Origin of the sequence: Sulfuritalea sp. (genome assembly GCF_031426875.1) — a bacterium.
Taxonomy (GTDB): domain Bacteria; phylum Pseudomonadota; class Gammaproteobacteria; order Burkholderiales; family Rhodocyclaceae; genus Sulfuritalea.
Map to the genome: position 1 here is coordinate 81,936 of NZ_JASJPC010000019.1, position 25,546 is coordinate 107,481.

Consider the following 25,546-nt stretch of genomic DNA (forward strand, 5'->3'; position numbering starts at 1 on the left):
CAGGGCCAGCGTCGGCGGGATGGTCGCAGCGGTGGCCCTTGAGAGCCGCCGCAGCGAGGAGCCGTGCCAGGGGGCGTCCGCTGGCGTTGTCCGACGACGATGCCGGCTTCATCGGCAGCGGCTAGTTTAGCCAGCGGCCTGGCGCGGCCCCGCAGTGAGGGCAGCCGCAGGCCGGCGAACCAGGGCCGGCGCTGCGACCGTCCCGCTGGTGCGGAACCCGGAGCATGGCCTTGCTCTGCACTACCTTCGGGGCTTCGCCAGCGCCGACTCTTGAACCAGCTTGGACCGGACGCGGATAAACTGCGCGTTTCGCTTGCCCTCCCTTCCATTTACAGCAAGAGCCATCACAAACCATGCCCGTCAACTACGCCACCCCCGCCCCTGAAGCCCTGTTCCCCGTCGCCGGCGTCCGGCTCGGCACTGCCGAGGCCGGTATCCGCAAGCTGAATCGGCGCGACCTGACCGTGATCGAATTCGCGCCGGGCAGCCGCGCCGCGGGCGTGTTTACCCAGAACCGCTTCTGTGCGGCGCCGGTCACCGTGTGCCGCGAGCATCTGGCCGGCGACAGCGGGATACGCGCGCTGGTGATCAACACCGGCATCGCCAATGCCGCCACCGGCGAGCAGGGCCTGCAGGCCGCGCGCGACACCTGCGCCGCGGCGGCCGGGCTGCTGGGCTGCGCGCCGCGCGAGGTACTGCCGTTTTCGACCGGCGTGATCCTCGAACACCTGCCGGTGGAACGCCTGATCGCCGGCCTGCCTGCGGCGCAGGCCGATCTGGCGGCCGATCACTGGCATGCCGCGGCGCACGCCATCATGACCACCGACACCGTGGCCAAGGCCGCCAGCCGCCGTGTCGCCAGCGCCAACTCTCAATTCACCGTCACCGGCATCAGCAAGGGCGCCGGCATGATCCGCCCCAACATGGCGACCATGCTCGGCTTCGTCGCCACCGATGCGGGGCTCAGTCCGGCCCTGCTGCAGCAACTGGCGAAGGATGCCGCCGATGCCTCGTTCAACTGCATCACCGTGGATGGCGACACCTCGACCAACGACTCCTTCGTCGTCATCGCCACCGGCGCTTCCGGCTGCATGATAGACAGCGAAGCCTCGCCGCACTGGCCGGCGTTGCGCGACGCCGTGATCGGCGTGGCGCAGGAACTGGCCCAGGCCATCGTGCGCGACGGCGAGGGCGCGACCAAGTTCATCACCGTGAAAGTTGGCGCTGGCGCCACGGTGGCGGAATGCCGTCAGGTGGCCTATGCCATCGGCCATTCGCCGCTGGTGAAGACGGCCTTCTTCGCTTCCGACCCCAACCTCGGCCGCATCCTTGCCGCGATCGGCTACGCCGGCATCGCCGATCTCGACAGCGCCGGCGTGCGCGTCTGGCTTGGCAACAATGACAAAAAACCGGGCGGGGAAGTGCTGGTCTCGGAGCACGGCGGCCGCGCCGCCAGTTACCGTGAGGAGGATGGCGCCCGCATCATGCAGGACGCCGAGATCACCGTGCGCATCGACCTCGGCCGCGGCCAGGCTCAGGCCACGGTATGGACCTGCGATTTCTCCTATGATTACGTGAAAATCAACGCCGATTACCGCTCTTAGTTCAATCCGAGGACACCATGACCATTCAAGACCCGCAGCGCTTCGAGCGCGCCATCGCCCTGTTCGACGCCGCCAATGCCGCCGACCCGAATCTCGACGAAGGCCAGCCCAAGGAGCTGCTCTATGCGCAGCGCATGACCGAGATGATCGGCCGCTACGCGCCGGATGCCAGCGAGGTCGCCCAGCTCGCCGTGCGCGCCCAGCACATCAAGCGCTGGACGGTGCCGCGCAGCAGCTACCCGATGACCAAGGAAGGCTATCTGGCCTGGCGCACCGGGCTGTACAAGTTCCACGCCGAGACCGCCGGCGAGCTGATGCGCGAGGCCGGCTACGACGACGCCATGATCGATCAGGTCAAGGCTGCCGTCGGCAAGCGCGGGCTCAAGGTCAATCCCGACACGCAGATGATGGAAGACGTCACCGACCTGGTGTTCATCGAGTACTACATGCTCGGTTTCGCCGGCCAGCATGCGGAATACAGCGAGGAAAAGTGGCTCGACATCATCCACAAGACCTGGCGGAAAATGTCGCAGCGCGCCCACGACTTTGCCACCGGTGGCGGCATCAAGCTGCCGGAACCGCTGGTGCCGTTGATTCTCAAGGCCATCAGCGCCTGACGACAAACTACAAGCCCAACCCAACCCAACAGAGGAGAAAAACCATGCAAGTAGGATTTATTGGCCTTGGCCTGATGGGCCGTCCGATGGCCCTGCACCTGGAAAAGGCCGGACACACGCTGCATCTGTGGGCGCGGCGGCCGGAGTCGCTGGCGCCGTTTTCGACGGTCAATGCCAAGACCCACGCCACTCCGGCGCAGGTGGCCGCGCATGCCGAAGTGGTGATCGTCATGGTCGCCGATGCGCCGGATGTCGAGGCCGTCTGCCTTGGAGCGGACGGTCTCGCCAGTGGCGGCAAGCCCGGCCTGATCGTGGTCGACATGTCCACCATCAACCCGAATGCGGCGCGCAACATCGGCCTGCGCCTGGCGGAGCAGGGCATCGACTTCGTCGACGCGCCGGTGTCGGGCGGCGAGACCGGCGCCATCAACGCCGCGCTGACCATCATGGTCGGCGGCAAGGCGGCGGCTTTCGACAAGGTGAAACCCTTGCTCGAGAAAATGGGCAAGTCGGTGACCCTGATCGGCGATTCCGGCGCCGGCCAGGTGGCCAAGGCCTGCAACCAGATCCTCACCGGGGTCGGTGTGATGGCGGTGGCCGAGGCCTTCAATTTCGCGGCGAGAAGCGGCGTCGATCCGGCCAAGGTGCGCGAGGCCTTGCTCGGCGGCTTCGCCTATTCGAAGATCCTTGAAAACCACGGCCAGCGCATGCTCGACCGCAACTTCAAGCCGGGCTTCAAGGCCTGGATGCACCAGAAGGATTTGCGCATCATCATGGAAGAGGCGCACCGCATGGGCCTGATGCTGCCCTCGGCGGCGGCGACGGCACAGATCTTCAACGCCATCGTCGGCAGTGGCATGGGCGAGAACGATTCGATCACGGCCTTGCAACTGCTGGAGAAGATGAGCACGCCGGAGTAGTCGCCGTGAATCTGGGCTTCATCGGCTTCGGCGCCATGGGCCACCCGATGGCGGAGCATCTGCTGAATGCCGGGCATAAGCTGTTCGTCTGGAGTCGCCGTCCCGCCAGCGCCAACTTTCTGTTGGCGCAGGGCGCGAGCTGGTGCGATTCTCCCGCCGCGGTGGCAGGCGCCAGCGAGATAGTCTGCACCAATGTCACCGGCAGTGCCGACGTCGAGGCGCTGGCCGGCGACCTGGCCGGGGGTTTTGCGCCGGGCGGCATTCACCTCGATTTTTCGACCATCGCGCCGAGCGCGGCGCGGCGCATCGCCGCGAGCTACGCGCCGCTTGGCGTGGACTTCGTCGATGCGCCGGTGTCGGGCGGCAGCGCAGGCGCCCGGGCCGCCACGCTGGCGATCATGTGGGGTGGAAAGTTGACGCTGGCGCCACGCCTCCAGCCTGTCTTCGAAACCCTGGGCAAGACCGTCGTGCATGTCGGCGAGACCGGAGCCGGCCAGGTGGCCAAGGCCTGCAACCAGATGGTGATGGTGGCGGCGATCGAGGCGGCGGCCGAAGCGGCGCGGCTGGCAGCGGCCTCCGGCATCGACTTCGCCAGGGTTCGCACGGCGATGCTGGGCGGTTCGGCCGGTTCGCGCGTGCTTGAGGTTTTCGGCGAGCGGATGGCGGCGCGTAATTTTGCGGCCGGCGTCGAGGCGCGGCTGCATCACAAGGACTACGCGCTGCTGATGGACGAGGCGACGCGCATCGGCGCCCCCTTGCCGGTTTCCGCCACGGTGTGGCAGCAACTCAACGCATTGATGGCACAGGGCCGCGGCAGGCAGGACACCAGCGCCTTGCTGCGCGTGCTGGAAACCGGCGCCGGACCGGCGCGATGAGCGCCCCGCACGGCCGCCCGAAGGTGCGCCAGTCATCACGCGGAGCCGCGCAGCGGCGAACCATCGTCACCCTCTCGCTTGGCGAGGGGGCTGGGGGGAGGGTAGTCCAGTGAGCGCCGGCCGGCCGGCGGTGCCGCCCAAGAAAGCCGCACTCGAACTCAACGCGATTTTCGAGAATGCCACGGTCGGCATCGTGTTCACCCACAATCGCCGGCTGGTACAGGCCAACCGGCTGTGCGCCGAAATGTTCGGCTACACCCTGGATGAATTCGTCGACCAGTCGGCGCTGATTCTCTATCCCGATCAGGAAGCCTATTCGGCCCTCGGGCGCGAGGCCGGACCGGTGCTCGCGGCCGGCCGTCCGTTTCGCGCCGAGACCCAGCTCAAGCGCAAGGACGGCAGTTGCTTCTGGTGCCGTGTTTCGGCCAAGGCGGTGGATCCGGAACGCCCGCGCGACGGCACCCTGTGGATCATCGAGGACATTGCCGAAGATCGCCTGATGCTGGAGGCGCTCGAAGGCAGCACGCGCGAACTGTCGGCCATCCTCGATACCGCCTCGATGGGCATTGCCGTGGTGCGCAACCGTGTGGTCGTGCGCTGCAACCGGCGTTTCGAGGAATTGTTCGAGCTGCCGCAGGCCAGCCTGGTCGGCCATTCGGTGCGGCAACTGTTCAGCAGCGACGAGGAATTCCAGCGCATCGGCGAGCAGGTCTATGCCGAATTCGCCGCCGGCGCGGTGCATCACCGCGAGCAGCTGCTGCAGCGGCGCGACGGCAAGCCGCGCTGGCTGCGCGTCAGCGGCAGCGCCTTCGACGCGGCCAATCCGCATCTCGGTTCGGTCTGGCTGGCGGAGGACTACACGGCGACGCGCGAGGCCGAGGCGCGTGCGCGGCAGGCCTTCGACGAACAGCGTTTGATTTTCGACAACGCGGCAGTGGGCATCCTGTTTGCGCGGGATCGCATGGTGCAGCGCTGCAACCGCCGCATGGCCGAGATTTTCGGCTACCGGCCGGAGGAGCTGGCGGGACGCTCGACGCGCGTGTTCTACCTCGGCGAGGAGGACTACCAGCGTCACGGTGCCGAAGTCATGCCGGTGGTCACGGCCGGCGCCACCTATGTCGGCGAGAACCGCGTGCGGCACCGTGACGGCCATCCCTTCTGGGTGCGCGCCACGGGGCGCCAGGTCGCCAGCCAGGCCGGCAGCGTCGACCTGATCTGGATTTTCGAGGACGTCACCGAGCGGCATCAGGCGGAGGAGGCGCTGCTGCGCGCCCACGAGGTGCTGGAGCAGCGCGTGGTCGAGCGCACCGCCGAACTGGCGAACGCCAACACACAGCTGCAGGAGGAGGTGTTCGAAAGGATGCAGGCCGAGCAACGCATCTGGCATGTCGCGCATCACGACAGCCTGACCGGCCTGCCCAATCGCGCGCTGCTGCACGACCGCCTGCAGCAGACGCTGGCACTGGCCCAGCGCGACCGCCACCGCGTAGCGGTGATGTTCCTCGACCTCGACCGCTTCAAGACGGTCAACGACACCCTCGGCCATGCCATCGGCGACGAACTGCTCAAGCATGTCGCGCAGCGCCTGACCGGTGTGGTGCGGGCGGTCGATACCGTGTCGCGCCTGGGCGGCGACGAGTTCGTCATCGTGCTGCACGAGATGTCCTCGCCCGACGATGCGGTGCAGGTCGCGGAGAAGATTCTCGGCGCCCTGGCCACGGTGGTGAGCATCGACAATCACCAATTGCGGGCCACGCCCTCGATCGGCATCAGCATTTTCCCCGATGACGGCGACGAGGTGTTCGCGCTCATGAAGAACGCCGACACGGCGATGTATCACGCCAAGGCGGCCAGGCGCAACAACTTCCAGTTCTTTGCCAAGCGCATGAACGAGCAGGCGGCGCACTTTTTTACCCTGGAGAACCGCCTGCGCCAGGCCATCGAGGGCGGGCAGCTGCTGCTGCACTACCAGCCGCTGATCGACTGGCCGCGCCGCGCGGTCTGCGGCATGGAAGCGCTGCTGCGCTGGGACGACCCCGAGCACGGCATGATCGCGCCGGGCGAGTTCATTCCGATCGCCGAGGAAACCGGACTGATCGTGCCGATCGGCGAATACGTGCTGAGCGAGGCCTTGCGCCAGAACCGCGTCTGGCAGCAGGAGGGCCGGCCGCTGCTGCCCGTTTCGGTCAACCTCTCGCCGCGCCAGTTCCGGCAGGCGGGCCTGGTCGACATGCTGCGCCGCATCCTGGCCGATACCGGGCAGCCGGCGCGGCTGCTGGAACTGGAGATCACCGAGTCGACCCTGATGCACGACATCGAAGAAACCCAGGCCAGGCTGCAGGAGATTTCGGCGATGGGCGTGCAACTGGTCATCGACGATTTCGGCACCGGTTATTCGAGCCTGAGCTATCTCAAGCGTTTCCCGGTGCACAAGCTGAAGATCGACCAGAGTTTCGTGCGCGACCTGACCATCGACCCGGAGGACGCGGCCATCGTCACCGCCATCATCGGCCTGGCCGGGAGCCTGGGCCTCGACACGCTGGCGGAGGGTGTCGAAACCCGCGAGCAGCTCGACGTCCTGCGCGGGCTCGGCTGCGAGAAGTTTCAGGGCTATCTGTTCGCGCGCCCCTTGCCGCCGGCCGCAGCCGATGAAATCTTCAGTCCGCAGTTGATCCGGGGCGCTGGGGCATAATGCGGGCCTTCACCCATAAATATTCTGGAGCAGCGCAATGAGTCAAATCACCACGGCCAGCGGCCTTGTGTTCGAAGAAGTCGTCGTCGGCGAGGGCGCGGAAGCCTGTGCCGGGCAGATGGTTACGGTGCATTACACGGGCTGGCTCACCGACGGTTCGAAATTCGATTCGAGCAAGGATCGCAACGACCCCTTCCAGTTCGCGCTGGGCCGCGGGCAGGTCATCGGCGGCTGGGACGAAGGTGTGCAGGGCATGAAAATCGGCGGCACGCGCAAGCTGACCATCCCGCCCGCGCTCGGCTACGGTGCACGCGGCGCCGGCGGGGTGATTCCGCCCAATGCGACGCTGGTGTTCGAGGTGGAACTGCTCGGCCTGGATTGAGTCCGGCGCTACCGGGCAGCGGCGGCGATCTGCCGGCGTTGCCTGCCCCACCGCTCCATCATCACTGACCGCCATGGCACTCTATCCCGCTTCCCGCCTGCCGAACGTCGGCACCACGATTTTCACCGTCATGTCGCGGCTTGCCGCGGAACACGGGGCGATCAACCTGTCGCAGGGTTTCCCCGACTTTTCGCCCTCGCCGCGGCTGCTGGAGCGCGTCACGCACCACATGGCCGCCGGCGCCAACCAGTATCCGCCGATGGCCGGCGTGCCGTCCCTGCGCGCGGCGATCGCGGCAAAGGTCGAACGGCTTTACCTGGCCGTGTACGACCCGGAAAGCGAAGTGACGGTGACCGCCGGCGCAACCCAGGCGATCTATACCGCAATCGCCGCCTGCGTCAGGCCGGGCGACGAGGTGATCGTCTTCGCCCCGGTGTATGACTCCTACGTGCCCGGCATCACGCTCAACGGCGGCCACGCCGTGTACGCTCATTTGCGCTTTCCCGAGTTCAGGCCCGACTGGGACGAAGTGCGCGCGCTGATCACGCCGCGCACGCGCATGATCATCATCAATTCGCCGCACAACCCGAGCGGCTCGGTGTGGTCGGCGGGCGACCTGGCGATGCTGGAAACCCTGGTGCGGGACACCAAGATCGTGGTGGTCAGCGACGAGGTCTACGAACACGTGGTGTTCGACCAGGATCACGGCGCCGGCGCCAAGCCGCGCCACGAGAGCGTGACCCGCTATCCCGGTTTGCGCGAGCGCAGCTTCGTGGTTTCGAGTTTCGGCAAGACTTACCACGTAACGGGCTGGAAAGTCGCCTATTGCCTGGCGCCGCGCAGCCTGATGAACGAATTTCGCAAGGCGCACCAGTTCATCGTATTCACGGTGCATCACCCGGCGCAGCTCGCGCTGGCGGATTTCATGAGCGAGCATCCGGAGTTCGCCGACGACCTCGCGGGCTTCTACCAGGCCAAGCGGGATTTCTTCCGCCAGCAGCTGCAAGGCTCGCGCTTTGTCCTGCTGCCCTGCGCCGGCACCTACTTCCAGCTCGCCACCTATGCCGCAATCAGCGACGAACCCGATACCCGCTTTGTCCAGCGCCTGACCAAGGAGCACGGCGTCGCGGCAATTCCGGTGTCGGTCTTCAATCCCGACGGCGACGACCAGCGCGTGATCCGTTTCTGCTTCGCCAAGAACGAAGCCACCCTGGCAGCGGCCGGGGAGCGTTTGCGCGCACTGTAAGCGCCGTTTATTCGTAGGAGCGAGCTTGCTCGCGAATCGGGCAGCCAAGGTATCGCCGAAGCTTTTCGCGAGCAAGCTCGCTCCTACCGGGCTTGGACCCGAGGATGCAACATCCCGGTCGGGATGCCGTCTCCGCATTCCGCACGGGGCTTTGCCTGCCGGGGATAGCGCTTTATGTCCCGCAGGGACGGTATCCCCTGGTGGGACGCGCGCCGGCAATATCGCTGGGATACCGTCCGTGTATTCCGCACAGGGCTTTGCCTGCCGGGGATAGCGCTTCGCGTGCCGGCAATAAAAAAGACCCGATGCATTGCGGCATCGGGTCTGAAACCAGCCCCTTTGCGGGGCCGGAGGAGGAGACGTTGCGAAAGTCGCTTAGGCGGCTTTCTTGGCCTTCGGCGCGCCGGTGCCGACAGCCTTGACGGTCGCGGTGGTGGCCGCGGCGACGTTGGCTTCAGCGATTTCGGCAACTTGCTTGGCAGCCTTGGTCATGCTGTCGTAGGCCGAGTTGGCGGCGGCGATCGCCGACTTCACGGCAGCCACGGCGACATCGGAGCCGGCCGGGGCGTTCTTGACGGCCTTGTCGAGAGCGGAAGTGACATTCTTGTTCAGTTCGGAAAACTGGCCTTCGACGACCTTGGACAGTTCTTCCTGGGTCTGGGTGGCGATCTCATACACGCTGCGCGAGTAAGCGACTGCCTTCTCGACGGCGGGCTGGGCCAGCGTGGTCTGCATGGCGATCAGTTGCTGCACGTCCTTGACGCCGAGCAGGGCCTTGGCGTTGGCAACGCTGTCTTCCAGCATGGCGCGGGCGGTGTTGAGGTTCAGCGCGGCAAGGCGCTCGGCGCTGGCGAAAGCCGTGTTGGCAATGGTCAGCAGGGTTTCTACGGTGGCCTTGTTGGCAGTGGCGAATTGTTCGGTGGTGGCGTTCATGGTGATCTCCTGGGACTGGTATCAAATCGGCAATGTGTCGGATTGGTATCGCTCACCCCTGACCGCCGGGGCGATGTTGCAGTGCATCATGGTTCCCATTATAGGGATGAAAGACGCCCTGTCAAGAGTTTTTTGGTGCGATGCAACAAAATTTTTCCATGGAATATTAACCAGCCTAAAACAATGGCTTGCAAAAACAAAAAAGGCCCATGAGGGCCTTTGATGCTGCGATGCAGAAGCCTGTCTAGGCGTCGCGGAAAATCGCCTTGCGCTTTTCGACGAAGGCCGTCATGCCTTCCTTCTGGTCGGCCAGGGCGAAGGCCGAGTGGAAAGTGCGGCGCTCGAACAGCAGGCCTTCCTGCAGGCTGGATTCGTAGGCGCGATTGACCGATTCCTTGATCATCATGACCACCGGCAGCGAGAATCCGGCGATGGTCGCCGCTGCCGCGAGAGTTTCTTCGAGCAGTTTGTCGGCGGCGATGATGCGCGACACCAGGCCGGCGCGCTCGGCCTCCTGGGCATCGATGAAACGGGCCGTCAGGCACATGTCCATGGCCTTGGCCTTGCTCACGGCACGCGGCAGGCGCTGGGTGCCGCCGGCGCCGGGCAGGATGCCGAGCTTGATCTCGGGCTGGCCGAACTTGGCGGTGTCGGCGGCGTAGATCATGTCGCACATCATGGCCAGTTCGCAGCCGCCGCCCAGCGCGAAACCGGCAACGGCGGCGATGATCGGTTTGCGACAGCGGGCGATGCGGTCCCAGTTGCGGCTGATGTAGTTGGCCTTATAGACGTCCATGAAGTCCCAACCGGCCATGGCGCCGATGTCGGCGCCCGCGGCGAAGGCCTTTTCCGAGCCGGTGATGACCATGCAGCCAATGGCCGCGTCGGCCTCGAAGCCGTCCAGGGCGGTCCCGATTTCGTCGATCAGGCCGTCGTTGAGGGCGTTCATGGCCTTGGGCCGGTTGAGCGTGATCAGGCCGACCTTGCCGCGGGTTTCGACGATGATGTTTTCATAATTCACTGTGCTGTCTCCTTGCGGGGGCTGAGGTTATCGGCGCCCTTCAGCGCCGGGGCGGCGTCGGCGGGGCTTTGCGCTTGCGCGCCGGTGTCCTTGTTTTTCGGCTGGATCACCGCGCGCACGCGCTCGTTGCTGCCTGGTTTGGCGCGGGTGCCGTTGGGGCCGCTGGTGACGAAGTAGTTCTCGGTCAGTGCGTTATAGGAAATGAACTGGCCGCGAACTTCGTCGCGCCCGCTCTTGACCCGGGCACGGTTGAAAAACTCGGTTTTCTCGGCCTTGGCGTCGTGCTCGATGCGCTCGGCTTCGCCGTCGATGTATTCGTCCAGGCCCTCGCGCTTTTGCCTGAAGCTCGCCAGCCCATTGGCGCCGCCGGTGGCGACGCCGCGCTGGTAACCGTTGTCGTCCTGGGTGACCACGATGCGTGCGGCGCGGATCACCAGCGTGCCCTTCTTCAATTGCACGTTGCCTTCGAAGGTCTGCATCTTTTTCACATCGTCGACCGAAACCCGGTCGGCCTCGATGTTGACCGGCTTGTCCTGGTCGGCTTTTTCCGCCCTTGCCGCGCCCGCGGCAAGCGTGAGGCCGGCAAGACCGGCAATGGCGGCGTGTCGAAGAAGAAATTTCATGGTGTCTCGGTCCGGTTGCGATGGAGGGTGCCCGTCACGCGGCCGTGCAGGACCGTGATGCCGGATTTGTTGTCTAGCTCTAGCCCGCTGCCGTGCATGATGCTGTTGCCCCGGGTGATGACGACGGGATCGCGGGTGCGGGCCTTTTCATCATCGGGAAATACCTTCAGCGTCCTGGTTTCCAGCACGGTGGCGGGCGAGCCGTCTTGCGTGCCGTGACGTATCACCTTCACCTCATCCACCAGGTCGATCTCCTTGCCGTCGCGGCCGACGTAGGCCATGCGGGCGGACACTTCGGACGGCGGTTGCCGGCGATAGCTGATGTGCGGCGCCGTGACGATCGTGGTGTCGTCGTCGGGGTAATGCACCAGCTTGTCGGCAACCAGGGTGTGCTGCAACTGGCCGTCGATGTCGAAGCGGCGCACCTCGAAGCGTTCGACCCAGTAGTCGGGATCGTGCCGCTGCGGGCCGCGCGGCCTGTCGTCCTGGATCAGGCGGTTGAGCCAGAAGGTCAGCGCGGCCAGGAGCACCAGCATGGCCAGCGGAAACAGCGAGGCGCCGCGATCTTTCATAGGTCTGCCGCCGGGCCGCCCACGCTGGCGCGGGGTAAGACAGGGCACCCCCTCCCATCCTCCCCCGCCAGGCGGGGGAGGTGACTAGTCACCTCCGCCCAATGGGCGGGGGATGGGGGGGGGGCCAATATATTCCCCGAAGGGGTGCGCGTGCGCACCCCTTCTCCTGGAGAAGGGGAGGGGGATAAGCTGTTCATGCCAGATATTCCGCCATCGCGGCGTCCCACTTGCCCTGCGCGCGCAGGATCAGGTCGCAGACTTCGCGCACGGCGCCGCGCCCGCCGCCCTTGCTGGCGACGTAATCGACGCGGGAACGGACTTCGTCGTGGGCGTCGGCCACCGTCGCGGAAAAGCCGCAGGCACGCAGGATCGGCAGATCGACGACGTCGTCGCCCATGTAGCCGGCCTGTGCGAGTTCGATGCCGCGTTGCGCCGCGAGTTCGGTGATCAGCCCGCGCTTGTCCTCGACCCCCATGTGTAGCGCGGCAATGCCGAGATTCTGGGCGCGCAGTTCCAGGGCCCTTGAACTGCGGCCGCTGATGATGGCCACCTCGACGCCGGCGCGCTGCAGCATCTTCAGGCCGTGGCCGTCGAGGCTGGAAAAGACCTTGATTTCGTCGCCCTGGGAGCTGAAGTAGAGGCTGCCGTCGGTCAGCACGCCGTCGACGTCGAAGCCCATCAGCGCGATCCGCGCCGCCCGGGTCATGGCCGCAGGCGCGAAACCGGCCATCAGACTACCTTGGCGCGGAACAGGTCGTGCATGTTCAAGGCGCCGCAAAGCTTGCCGGCCTCGTCGGTCACCAGCAGCTGGTTGATCTTGTTGGCTTCCATCATCTCGACGGCCTCGACCGCCAGGCGCCGGGCGCCGATGCTGCGCGGATGGCGCGTCATGACCGCGGCCACCGGTGTCGCGCGCAAGTCGCCGAGGCGCTCCATGGCTCGCCGCAGATCGCCGTCGGTGAAAATTCCCGTGATGCCCGCCTGCGCATCGAGCACCACCGCCATGCCCATGCCGCCCTTGGTCATCGCGGCCAGCGCGACGGGGACCGCTGCGCTTTCGTCCAGCATCGGCACGTCGGTCTGCATGACGTCGGCAACGTGGGTCAGCAGTTTGCGGCCGAGCGCGCCGCCGGGATGCGAGCGGGCGAAGTCCTCGGCACCGAAGCCGCGCGCGTCGAGCAGGGCCACCGCGAGCGCGTCGCCCAGCGCCAGCGCGGCCGTGGTGCTGGCGGTCGGCGCCAGGTTCAGCGGGCAGGCTTCCTGGTCGACGCGGGCGTCGAGATGGATGTCGGCCTCCTGAGCCAGGGAGGAAGTCTCGTTGCCGGTGATGGCGATCAGCTTGCCGCCCAGGCGCTTCACCAGCGGCACGATGGTCAGCAACTCGTCGTTCTCGCCGGAATTGGAAATCGCGATCAGTACGTCGTCGCGCGTGATCATGCCCAGATCGCCATGCACGGCTTCGGCGGCATGGACGAAATAGGCCGGGGTGCCAGTGCTGGCGAAGGTGGCGGCGAGCTTGCGCGCGATGTGGCCCGATTTGCCTATGCCGCTGACAACCACCCGGCCGCGGCTTTCGAGGATCAGCACCACCGCCTTGCCGAACTCGCTGCCCAGGCGCTGCCCCAGCGCGGCGACTGCCGCTGCTTCGATCTCCAGCACCTGGCGGCCCATGCGCACGGCGCGATCGAGATCATGGGCGCGAAGCGCGGACGATGGCTCGGTCGACTTGATGGCTTGGTTCATCGGGGGGCTGGCGTTTATGATGGAACCAAATTATAGCAACCGCGCCCCGCACTCCTTTGCATCTTCTTCGCTGCTACCCCTCTGCCCGATGACCGACGTCCTGCCCCTGATTCTGTTGCTGCTCGCCGCCGCCGTGGTTGTCGTGGTGATCTTTCGCATGCTCGGCCTGCCGCCGATCATGGGTTACCTGCTGGTGGGCGCGGCGCTGGGGCCGCATGCCGCGGGCTGGGTGCCGGACACCGAGCAGACCCGGCATCTGGCCGAGTTCGGCGTGGTCTTCCTGATGTTCAGCATCGGCCTCGAATTTTCGCTGGCGCGGCTCTACAGCATGAAGCGCATCGTGTTCGGCCTGGGACTGGCGCAGGTGACGGTGACGGTGCTGGTGGCGACCCTGCTGGCGCGATTGGCCGGCATCCCCTGGCTGGCGGGCATCGCCCTGGGCGGCGCGCTGGCGATGTCATCGACCGCCATGCTGTCGAAGCTGCTGGCCGAGCGCGGCGAACTCGATGCGCCGCACGGGCGCGAGGTGATCGGCGTGCTGCTGTTCCAGGACATCGCGGTGGTGCCGCTGCTGGTGCTGATCCCGGCCCTGTCGCAACCGGTCGAGGTGATGGCCGAAGCCCTGCTGCTGGCGGCCCTCAAGGCCGCGGTGCTGCTGAGCCTGGTGCTGTTCATCGGGCAGCGCGTGCTGTCCGCCTGGTTCTACATGGTGGCGCGCCGCAAGTCCGCCGAGCTGTTCATGCTGAATGTGCTGCTGATCACCCTCGGCCTGGCCTGGCTGACCGAACTGGCGGGCCTGTCGCTGGCGCTGGGCGCCTTCACCGCGGGCATGCTGATCGGTGAAACCGAATACCGCTATCAGGTGGAAGAGGACATCAAGCCTTTCCGCGATGTCTTGCTGGGCCTGTTTTTCATTGCCATCGGCATGCGTCTGGATGTGCCGCAGATCCTCGGCCAATGGGCGCTGGTGGCTGGCTTGCTGGTGGCGCTGGTGGCGCTCAAGCTGGTGATCGTCGGCGCCGCCTCAAGGCTGCTGGGCGGTTCGCCGGGCACCGCGCTGCGCAGCGGGCTGTGGCTGTGCGCCGGCGGCGAATTCGGCTTTGTGGTGCTGGCGCGCGCCGGCGACGTGAATCTGCTCGACGCCGCGACCTTGCAGCCGGTGCTGGCGGCGATGGTGCTGTCGCTGCTGCTGGCGCCGCTGATCGTGCATTTTTCCGACCGCCTGGTGTTCCGCTTCGTCGCCTCGGAATGGCTGCTGCGTTCGATGCAGTTGACACAACTCGCCGCGCAGTCGCTCACCAGCGACAAGCACGCCATCATCTGCGGCTACGGCCGCACCGGCCAGCATCTGGCGCGCTTTCTCGAAGCCGAGGGCGTCTCCTTCATGGCCCTCGACCTCGATCCCGAACGCGTGCGCGAGGCCAGCAAGGCGGCCGAGGCGGTCTCCTACGGCGACTCGTCGCGGAAGGAGACCCTGCTGGCGGCCGGCTTGTCGCGGGCCAGCGTGGTGATCATCAGCTTCGCCGACATCGATGCCGCGTTGCGGGTGATCCACCGGGTCAGGGAGCTGCGTCCCGACGTCGCCATCGTGTCGCGCGCCAGGGAGCAGGACGATGTCGAAAAACTCTACGCTGCCGGCGCTGCCGAGGTGGTGCCGGAGGCTCTCGAATCCAGCGTGATGCTGGCCACCCATGCGCTGGCCCTGTCGGGCATACCGATGCACAAGGTAATCAAGCGCCTGCGCGGCGTGCGCGAGCAGCACTACGCCCTGCTGCGCGGCTTCTTCCACGGCGCCGCGGACGCCGGCGCCCATCTGGCCGATGCCGACCAGCCGCGCCTGCATGCGGTGACGCTGGCGCCCGGCAGCTGGGCCATCGGGCGCCAGGTGGGCGCGCTCGATCTGGCAAGAGTTGGCGCTGGCGCCACGGCGATCCGGCGCCGCACGCAACGCGCGCTGAAACTCGAACCGGCCCTGGTGCTGATGGAAGACGACGTGGTGGTGCTGCTCGGGTCAGCCGCGGCCGTGGGGGCGGGCGAGGAACTGCTGCTGCGCGGCAAGCAGAAATGAAGAAGCCCGCCGAAGCGGGCTTCTCCAGCAATCATTTCCGATGCTGCTTCAGGTAACTTTCTTGCAGACGGTGTACATCGTGTTGCCGTCATCGACATAGGTTGTGGCCGGGCTAGGACTTCCGGTGGCCGCTGCCGTAATATCCACAGCGGTCGTGGCCGCGTCAGCCGCCACCAGCAGGCCTGCCCCCTGGGTCCATGACCTGACTGCGCCGCTGTTCGGCCTGCCGTCATCCAATTGATTGTCCATCGCTTCCGCGATCCTGCCCAAGATATTCGATTGGCAAACGACCAGACCGGCAAGCCCTTGCGTCAAAGCCGCAACCGTCTGGTTGCCGGCACCCCACTGCACGCCCGTGATGCCGCCGACGGCGTTGATCGGCTGGGTGGTGGTGGGGTCGCCGCCGATGAAGCCGGCCAAACGGAGATGTTGCCAGAACAACCGCGATTCGTCTGTGACCGTCGCCGAATTGAATACCCCTTGTAAGGTCGCATTGCCAACGGAAGTCGCGGGAAGGGCCGCCGCAGTGTTGGCTGCCCAGCGGCCAACGGCACCAGAGTCATCTCCCGGCAGGCCCTTGTATCGATCCTGATAAGCATAGACCGCGGTGCTGATGCCGTTCATGTCCGCTATGAGATTCTTGATCTTGGCGCTGTTGATCAGTTCCTGGCCCTTGAGCACGCCGCCCAACAGCAGGCCGATAATGACCAGCACGATGGCGATTTCGACCAGGGTAAAACCGGATTGTCTGCTTTTCATGATCATCTCCCCTGTGGGGTGGTTATAGGTAGCCTACATAAAGCACAACTCATACCTGTTATTTTAATGCATTAAATTCAACAGCTTCAAGTTTAATCTAAATTAAATTCGAACGGCATCTGTCGAAATTTGGACAGGTTTGTCGGTTATCTGGCGGATTCCTGGCCGCCCTCGCCGGCTAGAATCGGCCTATCCTCCGTTCTTCCTGCTTTGGCCGCCGATTCGATGCCGTGGTGATTTCTCCCCTTTCTTCGACGCTGTCGGCGCGGCTGATCACCCTGCGCCGCGGTTTGCTCATGGCGCTGCTGGTGGCCCTGTACCTGGTGCTCTGGCAGGGGCCGGACACGCTGATCGGCAGGACGCTGTTTGTCGTCCATCTCGGCCTGTTCATGCTCTGGCAACCCTTCGTGCAGGCCGAGCAGCGCCTGTCGCCACATTGGCTGCTGGTGGTGGGAGCCGTGGTTCTGGTCGCCGCGGCATTTCTCAAGGGCTGGATGATCGCGCTGTGGATCATGATGCTGGCAGGCATTGTCGGTGGCAAGGTGTTGCTCTTCGGCGCTCGCGCGTCCCGCCTGTTCTACCTGCTGGCGCTGGGCTTCCTGGTCATGGCGCTGATGCTGATGGCGGCGCCGCTGGCGGTGCCGCAGGCGCGACCGCCGGCGGAGATTCTCTGGCTGGGCCGTGCGGTCCTGCCCGTGGTGCTCGGGGTGATGGTCTTGTTGCCCCGCGGGCAGGAGATCGACAGCGGGCGCGAAGTGGTGGATTTCGTCTACAGCCTGTTCGTCTTCCTGTTGCTGGCCGTGCTGATGCTGGGCAGCCTGGCGGCCATGTTGCTGCTGGGCAGCGGCTATGTCGAGGCGCTGCTGCAGACCCTGCTGGTGACCGGCTTGATGCTGATGCTGCTGGGCCTGGTGTCGAATCCGCGTTCGGGCTTTTCCGGGATCGGCGGGCTGATTTCCCGCTACCTGATGTCGATCGGCCTGCCCGTCGAGCAGTGGTTGCAGGCCCTGTCCAACCTGGCCTTGCGCGAAGAAGACCCGCAGGACTTTCTGCAGCAGGCCTGTGCCGAAATCGTCCAGCGCCTGCCGTGGGTCAGGGGCGGGGAATGGATTGCCGGCGGCGGCAGCGGGCGCTTCGGCGTGACCGACGGGCGCCGCTGGGAATTCAGCCACGGCGGCATGGTGCTGGTGTTCTACACCCTGCACGCACCGTCGCCGACGCTGATCTGGCACTACAACTTGCTGGCCCAATTGCTGGCGCAGTTTTACGCCGACAAGCAGCGCGCGCTGGCGCTCAAGCATTTGTCTTACATGCAGGCGATCCACGAAACCGGGGCGCGGCTCACGCATGACGTCAAGAATCTGCTGCAATCGCTGAATACGCTGTGCTCCGCCGGCATCGAGCCCGGTGCCGAGTCGTCGCGCGACTATCAGGCACTGCTGCGGCGCCAGTTGCCGGCCATCACGGATCGGCTGGCCGATACCCTGGCCAAACTCAACGCGCCGCAAGGCCGATCCGCAGCCCGCCAAATCATCGCGGCGGAGTGGTGGCTGGCCTTGCAACAGCGCATGGCGGCGCTCACCTGGTTGAGTTTCGAGGCCGACCGGGTGGCGCCCGGCGAACTTCCCGCCGAGGTGTTTTCCGGCGTGGTCGATAACCTGATCAGCAACGCTGCGGAGAAACACCTGAGGGAACCGGGCATTCGCGCGCGCGTCGAGCTGAAGAGCACCGACGCCGGTTTCGAACTGCTCGTCTGCGACAATGGCGCGGCGGTGGCGGAGGACGTTGCGCCCAGGCTATTTACCGGTCCCGTATCTTCGGCGGGCGGCTATGGCATCGGGCTCTATCACGCGGCGCGTTACGCCCAGGTCGCGGGATACCAGCTTAGCCTGGCCGAAAATCGACCCGGCCGGGTTTGCTTTCGACTGGCTCTGGCAACTCAATAGTTGTCGTCGGGATCGGTCGCGCCCTTGCGGCCGATCAGCCGATACACGGTCATGTTGCCCTTGCCCTTGAGGTAGATGGTTTGCGGCTCGTGAAAATCGAAGCTCGTGGCCAGGCGGTGGTAGGTCATGGTGTCGCACTGGATCATGCCGGGCACGCCTTCCGAGGTGATCCGGCTGGCGATGTTCACCGTGTCGCCCCACAGGTCGTAGATGAATTTCTTCTTGCCCAGGACGCCGGCGACAATCGGACCGGTGCCGATGCCGATGCGAACTCCAAGATGGGAGGCATTGATCGCGAAGTCGCGCCTTAGCAGGTCGCGCATGGCCACCGCCATGTCGGCGACGGCCGCCGAATAATCGCTCAGGTCTTCATTGAGTCCCCCGGCGACCATGTAGGCATCGCCGATGGTCTTGATCTTTTCCAGGCCGTGGCTTTCCGCCAGCTCATCAAAGGCCGAAAAGATGCGGTTCAGCATGGCGAACACCTGGGACGGCGACATGTTGGCTGCCACCTGGGTGAAGTTCACGATGTCGGCGAACATCACGGTGACATCGGCAAAGCCGTCGGCGATGGTCTTGTCGGAGTTCTTCAGGCGTTCCGCGATCGTGCCGGGGAGGATGTTCAGCAGCAGTTTTTCGGAGCGTTCCTGTTCGATCTGGATTTGCCGGTGGGCGTCTTCGAGGCCTTTCTGCATCCTGCGCTTTTCCTCTATCGACATGCGCAGCAGCAGATAGATGATGGTCGCCACGGCGACGAAGTTGAGGGCAAAAAACACCACGGTGGTGCGGATCGGTACATCGGCTCTCAGCGAGATCGCCGCGTCGGCCAGATACCAGTCGGTGGCGGCCGACACGAAAGTCAGCGTGACCCAGGCAATGAACCAGCCCATGGATTGCCGGACACCGATGCAGAGGATGGCGCCGATCGGCGCGAGCAGAGCCCACAACACCACGCCGCTGGTGGACACGATGGTGCCGGCGGTCCATTGCGCGATAAAGGGCCAGAACAGGAACAGCCCCAACTGGGTGACGCGAAAGAATTCGAAGTTCTTCGACTTGATGTAGGCCAGCATGTTGCCGGCGAGCAGCAACTGCAGGAAGAAGGGCAGCGTGACAGAAAACTGCGGCCCGAGGATCGAGTAGATCCCGACCCAGATTATCGTCGCCAGACTCACCAGGCCGGTCGCGAACATCAAGAGCGACTTGTTCAGCCGCAGTTCTTCGCTGTCGCCCGGCTCTATGCCGGCGTTCTGCAGCCGTTCCAGAAAATGCGGCGGCGTGGCGCTTGATTCGGGAGATGTCATGAAACGGCTTTAGGCCGGTTGGTCGACCGTCAATTGGTTCGCATACTTGAAGTGTCGCGGAATCGCCCGCAATGGTCAAGAATGATCAGTGAATGGCACATCCGCCAAATGGATTCTTGCTCCGCCGCGCGAATTGGTGTTCAATGGCCGCCCATGGCGGAGTCAAAGAAATACGAGATCGAGGTTGCCGTGGCGACCCACTATATTGCGGAGCAATCCGATCCGGCGATCAATCGTCACGTCTTCTCCTATACCGTGACCATCAGCAACACCGGCAACGTGCCGGCGCAGTTGATTTCACGGCACTGGATCATCACCGACGCCGAGGGCCATGTGCAGGAAGTGCGAGGTCTGGGGGTGGTCGGCCACCAGCCTTTGCTGGAGCCGGGGCAGAGCTTCGAATACACCAGCGGCTGCCAGCTGGCCACCGCCGTGGGCACCATGAAGGGCAGTTACCAGATGACCGCGGAAGACGGCGTGCAGTTTGCGGCGCCGATCGCCGAGTTCGTCCTGTCCATGCCGCGCGTCCTGCATTGAACCTGGGCACAGCTGCGCGCCGACCGTAGCCAGACAATCAGTTGACCGAGGGGCATAGGCACCGTTAGAATATCCCGACTTATTTACTCAACTATTAAACGACAAACCATGGACACCAAGCAGAAGATTCACGATACCGTCACCGGCAACCCGGTGGTGCTCTACATGAAGGGTACCCAGCAATTTCCGCAGTGCGGTTTTTCCGCGCGTGCAATCCAGATTCTGCAGGCCTGCGGCGTCAAGAACCTGGTCACGGTGGATGTGCTGGCCGACCCGGACGTGCGCCAGGGCGTCAAGGACTACGCCAACTGGCCGACCGTGCCGCAGCTTTACATCAACGGCGAATTCGTCGGCGGCAGCGACATCATGACCGAGATGTATCAGTCGGGCGAACTGCAGAAACAGCTGGAACCGATCGTCAACGCCTGAATCAGCGCCGGAGTTCCGCCAGCAGGCGCTCGATCATGCGCTGCGCCTGACCCAGATAGGCGCCGCCGAACAGGTTGAAGTGATTGAGGATGTGGTACAGGTTGTAAAGCGGCTTGCGTAGCTCGTAAGCCGGGTCCAGCGGCCAGGCAGCGCGGTAGGCGGCATAGAAGCTGGCGGGGAAGCCGCCGAACAGTTCCGCCATCGCAATATCGGTTTCACGATCGCCGTAGTAGCAGGCCGGGTCGAAGATCACCGGCGGCCCGTCGCTGGTTTGCGCGGCGTTGCCCGACCATAGATCGCCATGCAGCAGGCTCGGCGCCGGCCGGTAGTCGATGAAAAGACCGCCGATACGCTCGATGACGCCATGGCCTTTTGTCACCAGCGCTTTGTCCATGCCGTTTTGCAGCGCGAGTTGCAGCTGCGGTCGCAGCCGGCGTTCGCCGAAGAAATGCGGCCAACCCGGATGCGGCGCATTCTGCTGCGGCGTGGCGCCGATGAAATTGTCCGCCGGCCAGCCGAACGAGTCGCCGGTCACGCGATGCAACTGTGCCAGCGCCGTGCCGAGCCGGGCAGCGCCGGTCTGATCCAGCGGCTTCAGGTCAAGATAGTCGAGCACCAGGAAGGCCTCGGCTTCGGCTTGGCCCAGGGTGATGAAAGTTGGCGTTGGCACCACGGCGGCAGCAGTCAGTGCCTGCAATCCCAGCGCTTCCGCGGCGAACATCGGTGCCGCGGCGATGCCGCCGGTCTTTACGAAGAAGCGGCGATGTCCGTCATCGAGCTGCCAGGCGCGATGAATCGAGCCGCCGCCGACCGGACTGACGGTGCATGGCGCGAAGCGAGTGCCCGTGCGCTCGTCGATCGCCGCTGCGATGGCGTCGAAGCCGGGCGTCAAAGCGAAGCCAGGCGGGCATTCGCATCGGCCAGGCGACCGGCGATGACGTCGAGGAAGCCCTGATAAAAGTGCATCCGGCATGCATCCGAGGCATGTTGCAGCGCCTGCGCCGAGATGGTGACGACGCGGGTGGCGGTCTGTGCCACGACATCGGCACCGCGCGTGTGTTCGCCGCGGCGGATGATGGCCATTTCGCCGAAGCATTCGCCGGCGGCCAGGGTTCCCAGCGCGTGGCCGCTTTTCGAGACCGTCAGTTCGCCGTCGAGCAGGAAGGCAAAAAAGTTGCCACGCTCGCCGTCGCGCATGATCACCGTGCCGGCGGCAACTTCGTCCCAGCGCGAGAAGCGCACCACTTCCCAAAGGTCGACGTCAGAAAACTCGCCGAAGAATTTCAGCGCGCGTAGCGCCTCGAATTTTTCGCTGTCCGGAAATGCCTGACGCTGCGACACCAGCAGCTTGTTGCGGAAGGACTGGGCGAGATCGTGGGAAAACTCCTCCCAGCTCTGGTATCGCGCCGCGATTTCCTTTTGCATGGCGCGCGCCACCACGGCATCCAGGCTCACCGGCATGTCGGCGCGGAAGGTCGACGGCGGTGGCGGATCGGTGTTGCAGATCTGGTAAATCATGCCGTAATTGGATGTCGACTGGAACGGCAGCCGGCCGGTCAGCAACTGGTACATCACCACGCCCAGGGAGTAGATGTCGGTCTGGTGATTGAGCGTCATGTCGCGCACCTGCTGTGGCGACATGTAGGCCGGCGAGCCGACGCCCGATACCTGGGTGCGGGTTTGTTCCCCGCTGCTCATCATCGCCGCGCCGAAATCCGAGATCTTGATGTCGCCGCCGGCCTGCTCCGGGTTGTCGCTCGGATTGACCAGCAGGATGTTGGCCGGCTTGATGTCGCGATGCGTGATGCCGGCGCGAACGGCGTAGTCGAGTGCACGGGTGCACTTGAAGATCATCTCCACCAGGCGATCCACCGGCAGCAGCGTGCTCGGCGTGCAGAAGGGTTCCAGCGTGCCGCCCCTGACATACTCCATGACGATGTAGCTCTGCTCCTGGTCCACCACGGCATCGAAAATCTGCACGATGTGCGGATGGTTGAGCTTGCCGGCCAGCGAAGCCTCGGTCATCAGCAGGTTGCGATAGAGCTTGCCTCTTTCCTTGTCGCGCAGCACCTCGGGAAAGATCGCCTTGACCGCCACTTCGCGTTCGGCGAAGGGGTCATAGCCGAGGTAGACGATGGAAGTGGCGCCTTCACCGAGTTTGCGGCGAATCTCGTACTTGCCGACGCGCTCGGGAATTGCCATCGATTGGCGGTTAGATCCGAGTGCGCGAACGTGCGATGGCGGCCCTCACCTGGGCCGGCGCAGTGCCGCCAAGGTGGTCGCGTGCGGCGAGCGAACCGGCCACGGTCAGCACGGCGAATGCATCCTCGGTCACCAGCGGCGAGAAGGAGCGCAGTTCTTCGAGCGTCAGGTCCGGCAGGTCGCAGCCGCGCGCTTCGCAGGCACGCACGGCGCGGGCGACCGCTTCATGGGCGTCGCGGAAAGGCAAGCCCTTCTTCACCAGGTAGTCGGCCAGGTCCGTTGCCGTGGCATAGCCCTGGCGCAATGCGGCCGCCATGGCCTCCGGCTTGACCCGAATGCCCGGTACCAGGTCGGCAAAGATGCGCAAGGTGTCGATCAAGGTGTCGGCCGTGTCGAACAGGGGTTCCTTGTCTTCCTGATTGTCCTTGTTGTAGGCCAGCGGCTGTCCCTTCATCAATGTCAGCAAGCCCATCAGGTGGCCGAAGACGCGGCCGGTTTTGCCCCGCGCGAGTTCCGGCACGTCCGGGTTCTTCTTCTGCGGCATGATCGACGAGCCGGTGCAGAAGCGGTCGGCGAGATCGATGAAGCCGACGCGCGGGCTCATCCACAGGATCAGTTCTTCCGAGAAGCGGGAGATGTGGGTCATCACCAGTGCAGCGGCGGAACAGAATTCGATGGCGAAGTCGCGATCGGATACGGCGTCCAGCGAGTTTTCGCAGACGGATTCGAAACCGAGCTCGCGCGCCACGGCTTCGCGGTCGATCGGAAAGGTGGTGCCGGCCAGGGCGGCGGCGCCCAGCGGCAGGCGATTGACCCGGCGCCGGCAGTCGGCTAAGCGCTCGCGGTCGCGGCGCAGCATCTCGAAATAGGCCAGCAGGTGATGGCCGAAGGTCACCGGCTGGGCCACCTGCAGATGGGTGAAGCCGGGCAGCGGCGTGTCGACGTGCGCCTCGGCTGCATCGAGCAGCGCGGCCTGGAAATTGCGCAGCAGGGCGTCGATGTCGTCGATGGTGTCGCGCAGCCAGAGCCGGATGTCGGTGGCCACCTGGTCGTTGCGCGAGCGGCCGGTGTGCAGGCGCTTGCCGGCATCGCCGACCAGCGCAGTGAGGCGTTTCTCGATGTTGAGGTGCACGTCCTCGTCGTCGAGATTCCAGTTGAAACTGCCGGCCTCGATCTCGCCGGTGATCGTCACCATGCCCTGTTCGATGGCGGCCAGATCGGCGGCCCCGATGATGTCCTGGCGCGCCAGCATGCGCGCATGGGCCAGGGAAGCGCGTATGTCCTGTCGCCACATGCGGCGATCGAAGAACACCGAAGCCGTGTAGCGTTTGACGAGATCGGAAACCGGCTCGGAAAAGCGGCCCGACCAGGCGGTCTGGTTTGCCGGAGAATTTGAAAGTTTTGGTTCGGTCATAATCGGGCTGGCACGTCGGGCACCGGTGCATTCCATAAAAACACTGGAAAATCAACGGTGACGGGCAATTGAGTCAAGCCCGAAGTATAAGGGAAAACCCCACCGTGCCGACGCATGGCGCAATGGTGAATGTCATCTGCGTGGCGGGGCCGCGCGCCCTTTGCCGGTGTCGGGAAATCCGCCGGCGAAAGCGAAGCCGGGACGCACCGGCCAACGATTGCGCGTTGACGCCGACTGATGCGCCGCCTAACATCGCGCCTTTGCTTGGCCCCTTGATATCCGCCGTGGACATTGCCAGTTTGTACGCCCCCATTGACGCCGATATGCGCGCGGTAGACGCCGTGGTTCGGACCCGACTTCATTCCGAAGTGGTACTGGTGCGCCAGGTCGCCGAGTACATCATCTCGGCCGGTGGCAAGCGCATGCGTCCGGCGCTGTTGCTGCTGTCGGCCGGTGCCTGCGGCTATTCGGGAACCCGTCATCATGAACTGGCCGCCGTGGTCGAATTCATTCATACCGCGACGCTGCTGCACGACGACGTGGTAGACGAGTCGTCGCTGCGCCGCGGCCGCGACACCGCCAATGCGGTGTTCGGCAATCCGGCCAGCGTGCTGGTCGGTGACTTCCTCTATTCGCGCGCCTTCCAGATCATGGTCGGCGTCGGCAGCATGCGCGTGATGCAGGTGCTGGCCGATGCGACCAACATCATTGCCGAAGGCGAAGTGCTGCAGTTGATGAACTGCCGTAACGCCGATATCGGGGTCGATGCCTACCTGCAGGTGATTCGCTACAAGACCGCCAAGCTGTTCGAGGCCGCCGGACGGCTTGGCGCGATTCTCGGCAACGTGAGCCCGGAGATCGAGGAAGCGATGGCGGCCTACGGCACGCATATCGGCACGGCATTCCAGTTGATCGACGACGTGCTGGACTACTCCGGGCAGGAAGCGGAAACCGGCAAGCACCTCGGCGACGATCTGGCCGAAGGCAAGCCGACCCTGCCCCTGATCCATGTCATCCAGCATGGCAGTCCGCAGCAGGCGGCCCTGGTTCGCAGTGCCATCGAGAATGCCAGCGGCGACAGTTTTGCCGGAGTGTTGGCGGCGGTGCGCGCCAGCGGCGCATTGGATGCCGCGCGTCAGCATGGCGTGGAGGAGGCCGAGATGGCCAAGGCTGCATTGGCTCCGTTGCCGGATTCAAAGTTTCGGCAAACGCTGCTACAATTAGCGGACTTTGCGGTGCAACGAAGTTTCTGACCGCCGCAATGTTTGCAAGGATGACCTCTCGGGCCGATATTTTTGGCCTGTTCCCGCAATGTCCTTCCTTGCCACCAACTTACCATCGGGGCGTAGCTCAGCCTGGTAGAGTACTGCGTTCGGGACGCAGGAGTCGGAGGTTCGAATCCTCTCGCCCCGACCAGCTTGCTGTGTGGGCTTGACGCCATGGCGAAATTTCTCCTTTTCGTCGCCGTGATCGCCGTGATCGTCATGCTGGTACGCGCATCGAATCGACGCAGCAAGACGCCACCCGCGGCGCCCAAGCCCGAGGCGATGACGCAGTGCGCCCACTGCGGCGTCCATTTCCCCCGTAGCGAGGCTCTCAGCCAAGACGGGCGGGACTATTGCTGCGAGGACCATCGCCGCCTGGGATCAAGGCCTTGAG

Annotated in this window: 25 protein-coding genes and 1 tRNA gene; 15 read left to right on the forward strand and 11 right to left on the reverse strand. The window is 64.9% G+C overall.

The window, feature by feature from the left end:
• The first annotated feature begins 353 nt into the window (after positions 1-353).
• The 7 genes from argJ to RMO95_RS08735 all read left to right on the forward strand — a co-directional run bounded on the left by argJ (position 354) and on the right by RMO95_RS08735 (position 8,336).
• The gene (gene argJ, locus RMO95_RS08705; protein ID WP_310450223.1) at positions 354-1,604 is read left to right on the forward strand and encodes a bifunctional glutamate N-acetyltransferase/amino-acid acetyltransferase ArgJ; all 1,251 of its coding nucleotides are present in this window, start codon (positions 354-356) and stop codon (positions 1,602-1,604) included.
• Between the two features lie 17 nt (positions 1,605-1,621).
• Entirely contained in the window at positions 1,622-2,221 is a 600-nt protein-coding gene (locus RMO95_RS08710) for a DUF4202 domain-containing protein (protein WP_310450224.1), read from the forward strand.
• A 44-nt stretch (positions 2,222-2,265) separates the two neighbouring features.
• On the forward strand, positions 2,266-3,141 hold the full coding sequence (locus tag RMO95_RS08715) for an NAD(P)-dependent oxidoreductase (protein WP_310450225.1): 876 nt from the start codon (positions 2,266-2,268) through the stop codon (positions 3,139-3,141).
• Positions 3,142-3,146: 5 nt separating this feature from the next.
• A complete protein-coding gene (locus tag RMO95_RS08720; protein WP_310450226.1) occupies positions 3,147-4,016 on the forward strand; it encodes an NAD(P)-dependent oxidoreductase in 870 nt (289 codons plus the stop codon).
• A 109-nt stretch (positions 4,017-4,125) separates the two neighbouring features.
• A complete protein-coding gene (locus RMO95_RS08725) occupies positions 4,126-6,708 on the forward strand; it encodes an EAL domain-containing protein (RefSeq protein WP_310450227.1) in 2,583 nt (860 codons plus the stop codon).
• A 37-nt stretch (positions 6,709-6,745) separates the two neighbouring features.
• Complete coding sequence (locus RMO95_RS08730; RefSeq protein WP_310450228.1) at positions 6,746-7,090, forward strand: FKBP-type peptidyl-prolyl cis-trans isomerase; 345 nt, start codon at positions 6,746-6,748, stop codon at positions 7,088-7,090.
• 73 nt (positions 7,091-7,163) lie between these two features.
• Complete coding sequence (locus RMO95_RS08735) at positions 7,164-8,336, forward strand: pyridoxal phosphate-dependent aminotransferase (protein ID WP_310450229.1); 1,173 nt, start codon at positions 7,164-7,166, stop codon at positions 8,334-8,336.
• Between the two features lie 375 nt (positions 8,337-8,711).
• On the opposite strand, the gene RMO95_RS08740 is transcribed toward RMO95_RS08735, so the two are convergent.
• Positions 8,712-9,269: a phasin family protein gene (locus RMO95_RS08740; protein ID WP_310450230.1), complete on the reverse strand. Its 558-nt coding sequence runs from the start codon at positions 9,267-9,269 to the stop codon at positions 8,712-8,714.
• Here RMO95_RS08740 and RMO95_RS08745 point away from each other — a divergent pair.
• Complete coding sequence (locus RMO95_RS08745; RefSeq protein WP_310450231.1) at positions 9,268-9,492, forward strand: hypothetical protein; 225 nt, start codon at positions 9,268-9,270, stop codon at positions 9,490-9,492. The two genes, RMO95_RS08740 and RMO95_RS08745, sit on opposite strands and share 2 nt — an antisense overlap.
• A gap of 21 nt (positions 9,493-9,513) precedes the next feature.
• On the opposite strand, the gene RMO95_RS08750 is transcribed toward RMO95_RS08745, so the two are convergent.
• The 5 genes from RMO95_RS08750 to RMO95_RS08770 form a co-directional block, all read right to left on the reverse strand.
• Positions 9,514-10,290, reverse strand: a complete 777-nt coding sequence (locus RMO95_RS08750; RefSeq protein ID WP_310450232.1) for an enoyl-CoA hydratase — start codon at positions 10,288-10,290, stop codon at positions 9,514-9,516.
• A complete protein-coding gene (gene lptA, locus RMO95_RS08755) occupies positions 10,287-10,913 on the reverse strand; it encodes a lipopolysaccharide transport periplasmic protein LptA (RefSeq protein ID WP_310450233.1) in 627 nt (208 codons plus the stop codon). The genes RMO95_RS08750 and lptA overlap by 4 nt, the downstream gene beginning before the upstream one ends.
• Positions 10,910-11,485: an LPS export ABC transporter periplasmic protein LptC gene (gene lptC, locus RMO95_RS08760; protein WP_310450234.1), complete on the reverse strand. Its 576-nt coding sequence runs from the start codon at positions 11,483-11,485 to the stop codon at positions 10,910-10,912. Before lptC ends, lptA begins: the two co-directional genes overlap by 4 nt.
• Before the next feature lie 193 nt (positions 11,486-11,678).
• On the reverse strand, positions 11,679-12,215 hold the full coding sequence (locus RMO95_RS08765) for an HAD hydrolase family protein (RefSeq protein ID WP_310450235.1): 537 nt from the start codon (positions 12,213-12,215) through the stop codon (positions 11,679-11,681).
• Positions 12,215-13,156 carry a KpsF/GutQ family sugar-phosphate isomerase gene (locus RMO95_RS08770; protein WP_310450326.1) on the reverse strand — a complete coding sequence of 314 codons (942 nt, stop codon included), beginning with the start codon at positions 13,154-13,156 and terminating at the stop codon, positions 12,215-12,217. The genes RMO95_RS08765 and RMO95_RS08770 overlap by 1 nt, the downstream gene beginning before the upstream one ends.
• 160 nt (positions 13,157-13,316) lie before the next feature.
• Between RMO95_RS08770 and RMO95_RS08775 the strand changes: the two genes are divergently transcribed.
• Positions 13,317-15,296, forward strand: coding sequence for a monovalent cation:proton antiporter-2 (CPA2) family protein (locus RMO95_RS08775; protein ID WP_310450236.1), 1,980 nt, complete (start codon positions 13,317-13,319; stop codon positions 15,294-15,296).
• 48 nt (positions 15,297-15,344) lie between these two features.
• Here RMO95_RS08775 and RMO95_RS08780 read toward each other — a convergent pair whose 3' ends face one another.
• On the reverse strand, positions 15,345-16,055 hold the full coding sequence (locus RMO95_RS08780; RefSeq protein ID WP_310450237.1) for a prepilin-type N-terminal cleavage/methylation domain-containing protein: 711 nt from the start codon (positions 16,053-16,055) through the stop codon (positions 15,345-15,347).
• 230 nt (positions 16,056-16,285) lie between these two features.
• On the opposite strand from RMO95_RS08780, the gene RMO95_RS08785 reads away from it, so the two are divergent.
• On the forward strand, positions 16,286-18,001 hold the full coding sequence (locus tag RMO95_RS08785; protein ID WP_310450238.1) for an ATP-binding protein: 1,716 nt from the start codon (positions 16,286-16,288) through the stop codon (positions 17,999-18,001).
• On the opposite strand, the gene RMO95_RS08790 is transcribed toward RMO95_RS08785, so the two are convergent.
• Entirely contained in the window at positions 17,995-19,305 is a 1,311-nt protein-coding gene (locus tag RMO95_RS08790) for an adenylate/guanylate cyclase domain-containing protein (protein ID WP_310450239.1), read from the reverse strand. The genes RMO95_RS08785 and RMO95_RS08790 overlap by 7 nt on opposite strands.
• Before the next feature lie 153 nt (positions 19,306-19,458).
• Here RMO95_RS08790 and apaG point away from each other — a divergent pair, with 153 nt between their 5' ends.
• Together apaG and grxD are read left to right on the forward strand one after the other, a co-directional pair.
• Positions 19,459-19,842, forward strand: coding sequence for a Co2+/Mg2+ efflux protein ApaG (gene apaG / locus RMO95_RS08795; protein WP_310450240.1), 384 nt, complete (start codon positions 19,459-19,461; stop codon positions 19,840-19,842).
• A gap of 108 nt (positions 19,843-19,950) precedes the next feature.
• Entirely contained in the window at positions 19,951-20,271 is a 321-nt protein-coding gene (gene grxD, locus RMO95_RS08800) for a Grx4 family monothiol glutaredoxin (RefSeq protein WP_310450241.1), read from the forward strand.
• A gap of 1 nt (position 20,272) precedes the next feature.
• Here the strand turns inward: grxD and RMO95_RS08805 are convergent, their stop codons facing one another.
• From RMO95_RS08805 to argH, 3 genes are read right to left on the reverse strand one after another with little or no spacing between them, the layout of a single operon-like run.
• Positions 20,273-21,163, reverse strand: coding sequence for a fructosamine kinase family protein (locus tag RMO95_RS08805; RefSeq protein ID WP_310450242.1), 891 nt, complete (start codon positions 21,161-21,163; stop codon positions 20,273-20,275).
• Positions 21,160-22,473, reverse strand: a complete 1,314-nt coding sequence (locus RMO95_RS08810) for a serine/threonine-protein kinase (RefSeq protein WP_310450243.1) — start codon at positions 22,471-22,473, stop codon at positions 21,160-21,162. The genes RMO95_RS08805 and RMO95_RS08810 overlap by 4 nt, the downstream gene beginning before the upstream one ends.
• Positions 22,474-22,483: 10 nt before the next feature.
• On the reverse strand, positions 22,484-23,887 hold the full coding sequence (gene argH, locus RMO95_RS08815) for an argininosuccinate lyase (RefSeq protein ID WP_310450244.1): 1,404 nt from the start codon (positions 23,885-23,887) through the stop codon (positions 22,484-22,486).
• A gap of 323 nt (positions 23,888-24,210) precedes the next feature.
• Between argH and RMO95_RS08820 the strand changes: the two genes are divergently transcribed.
• The 3 genes from RMO95_RS08820 to RMO95_RS08830 all read left to right on the forward strand — a co-directional run bounded on the left by RMO95_RS08820 (position 24,211) and on the right by RMO95_RS08830 (position 25,545).
• Positions 24,211-25,140 carry a polyprenyl synthetase family protein gene (locus tag RMO95_RS08820; RefSeq protein WP_310450245.1) on the forward strand — a complete coding sequence of 310 codons (930 nt, stop codon included), beginning with the start codon at positions 24,211-24,213 and terminating at the stop codon, positions 25,138-25,140.
• Positions 25,141-25,226: 86 nt separating this feature from the next.
• Positions 25,227-25,303 (forward strand) — tRNA-Pro (locus RMO95_RS08825).
• Between the two features lie 23 nt (positions 25,304-25,326).
• Positions 25,327-25,545, forward strand: a complete 219-nt coding sequence (locus RMO95_RS08830) for a PP0621 family protein (protein ID WP_310450246.1) — start codon at positions 25,327-25,329, stop codon at positions 25,543-25,545.
• Position 25,546: the final 1 nt, after the last annotated feature.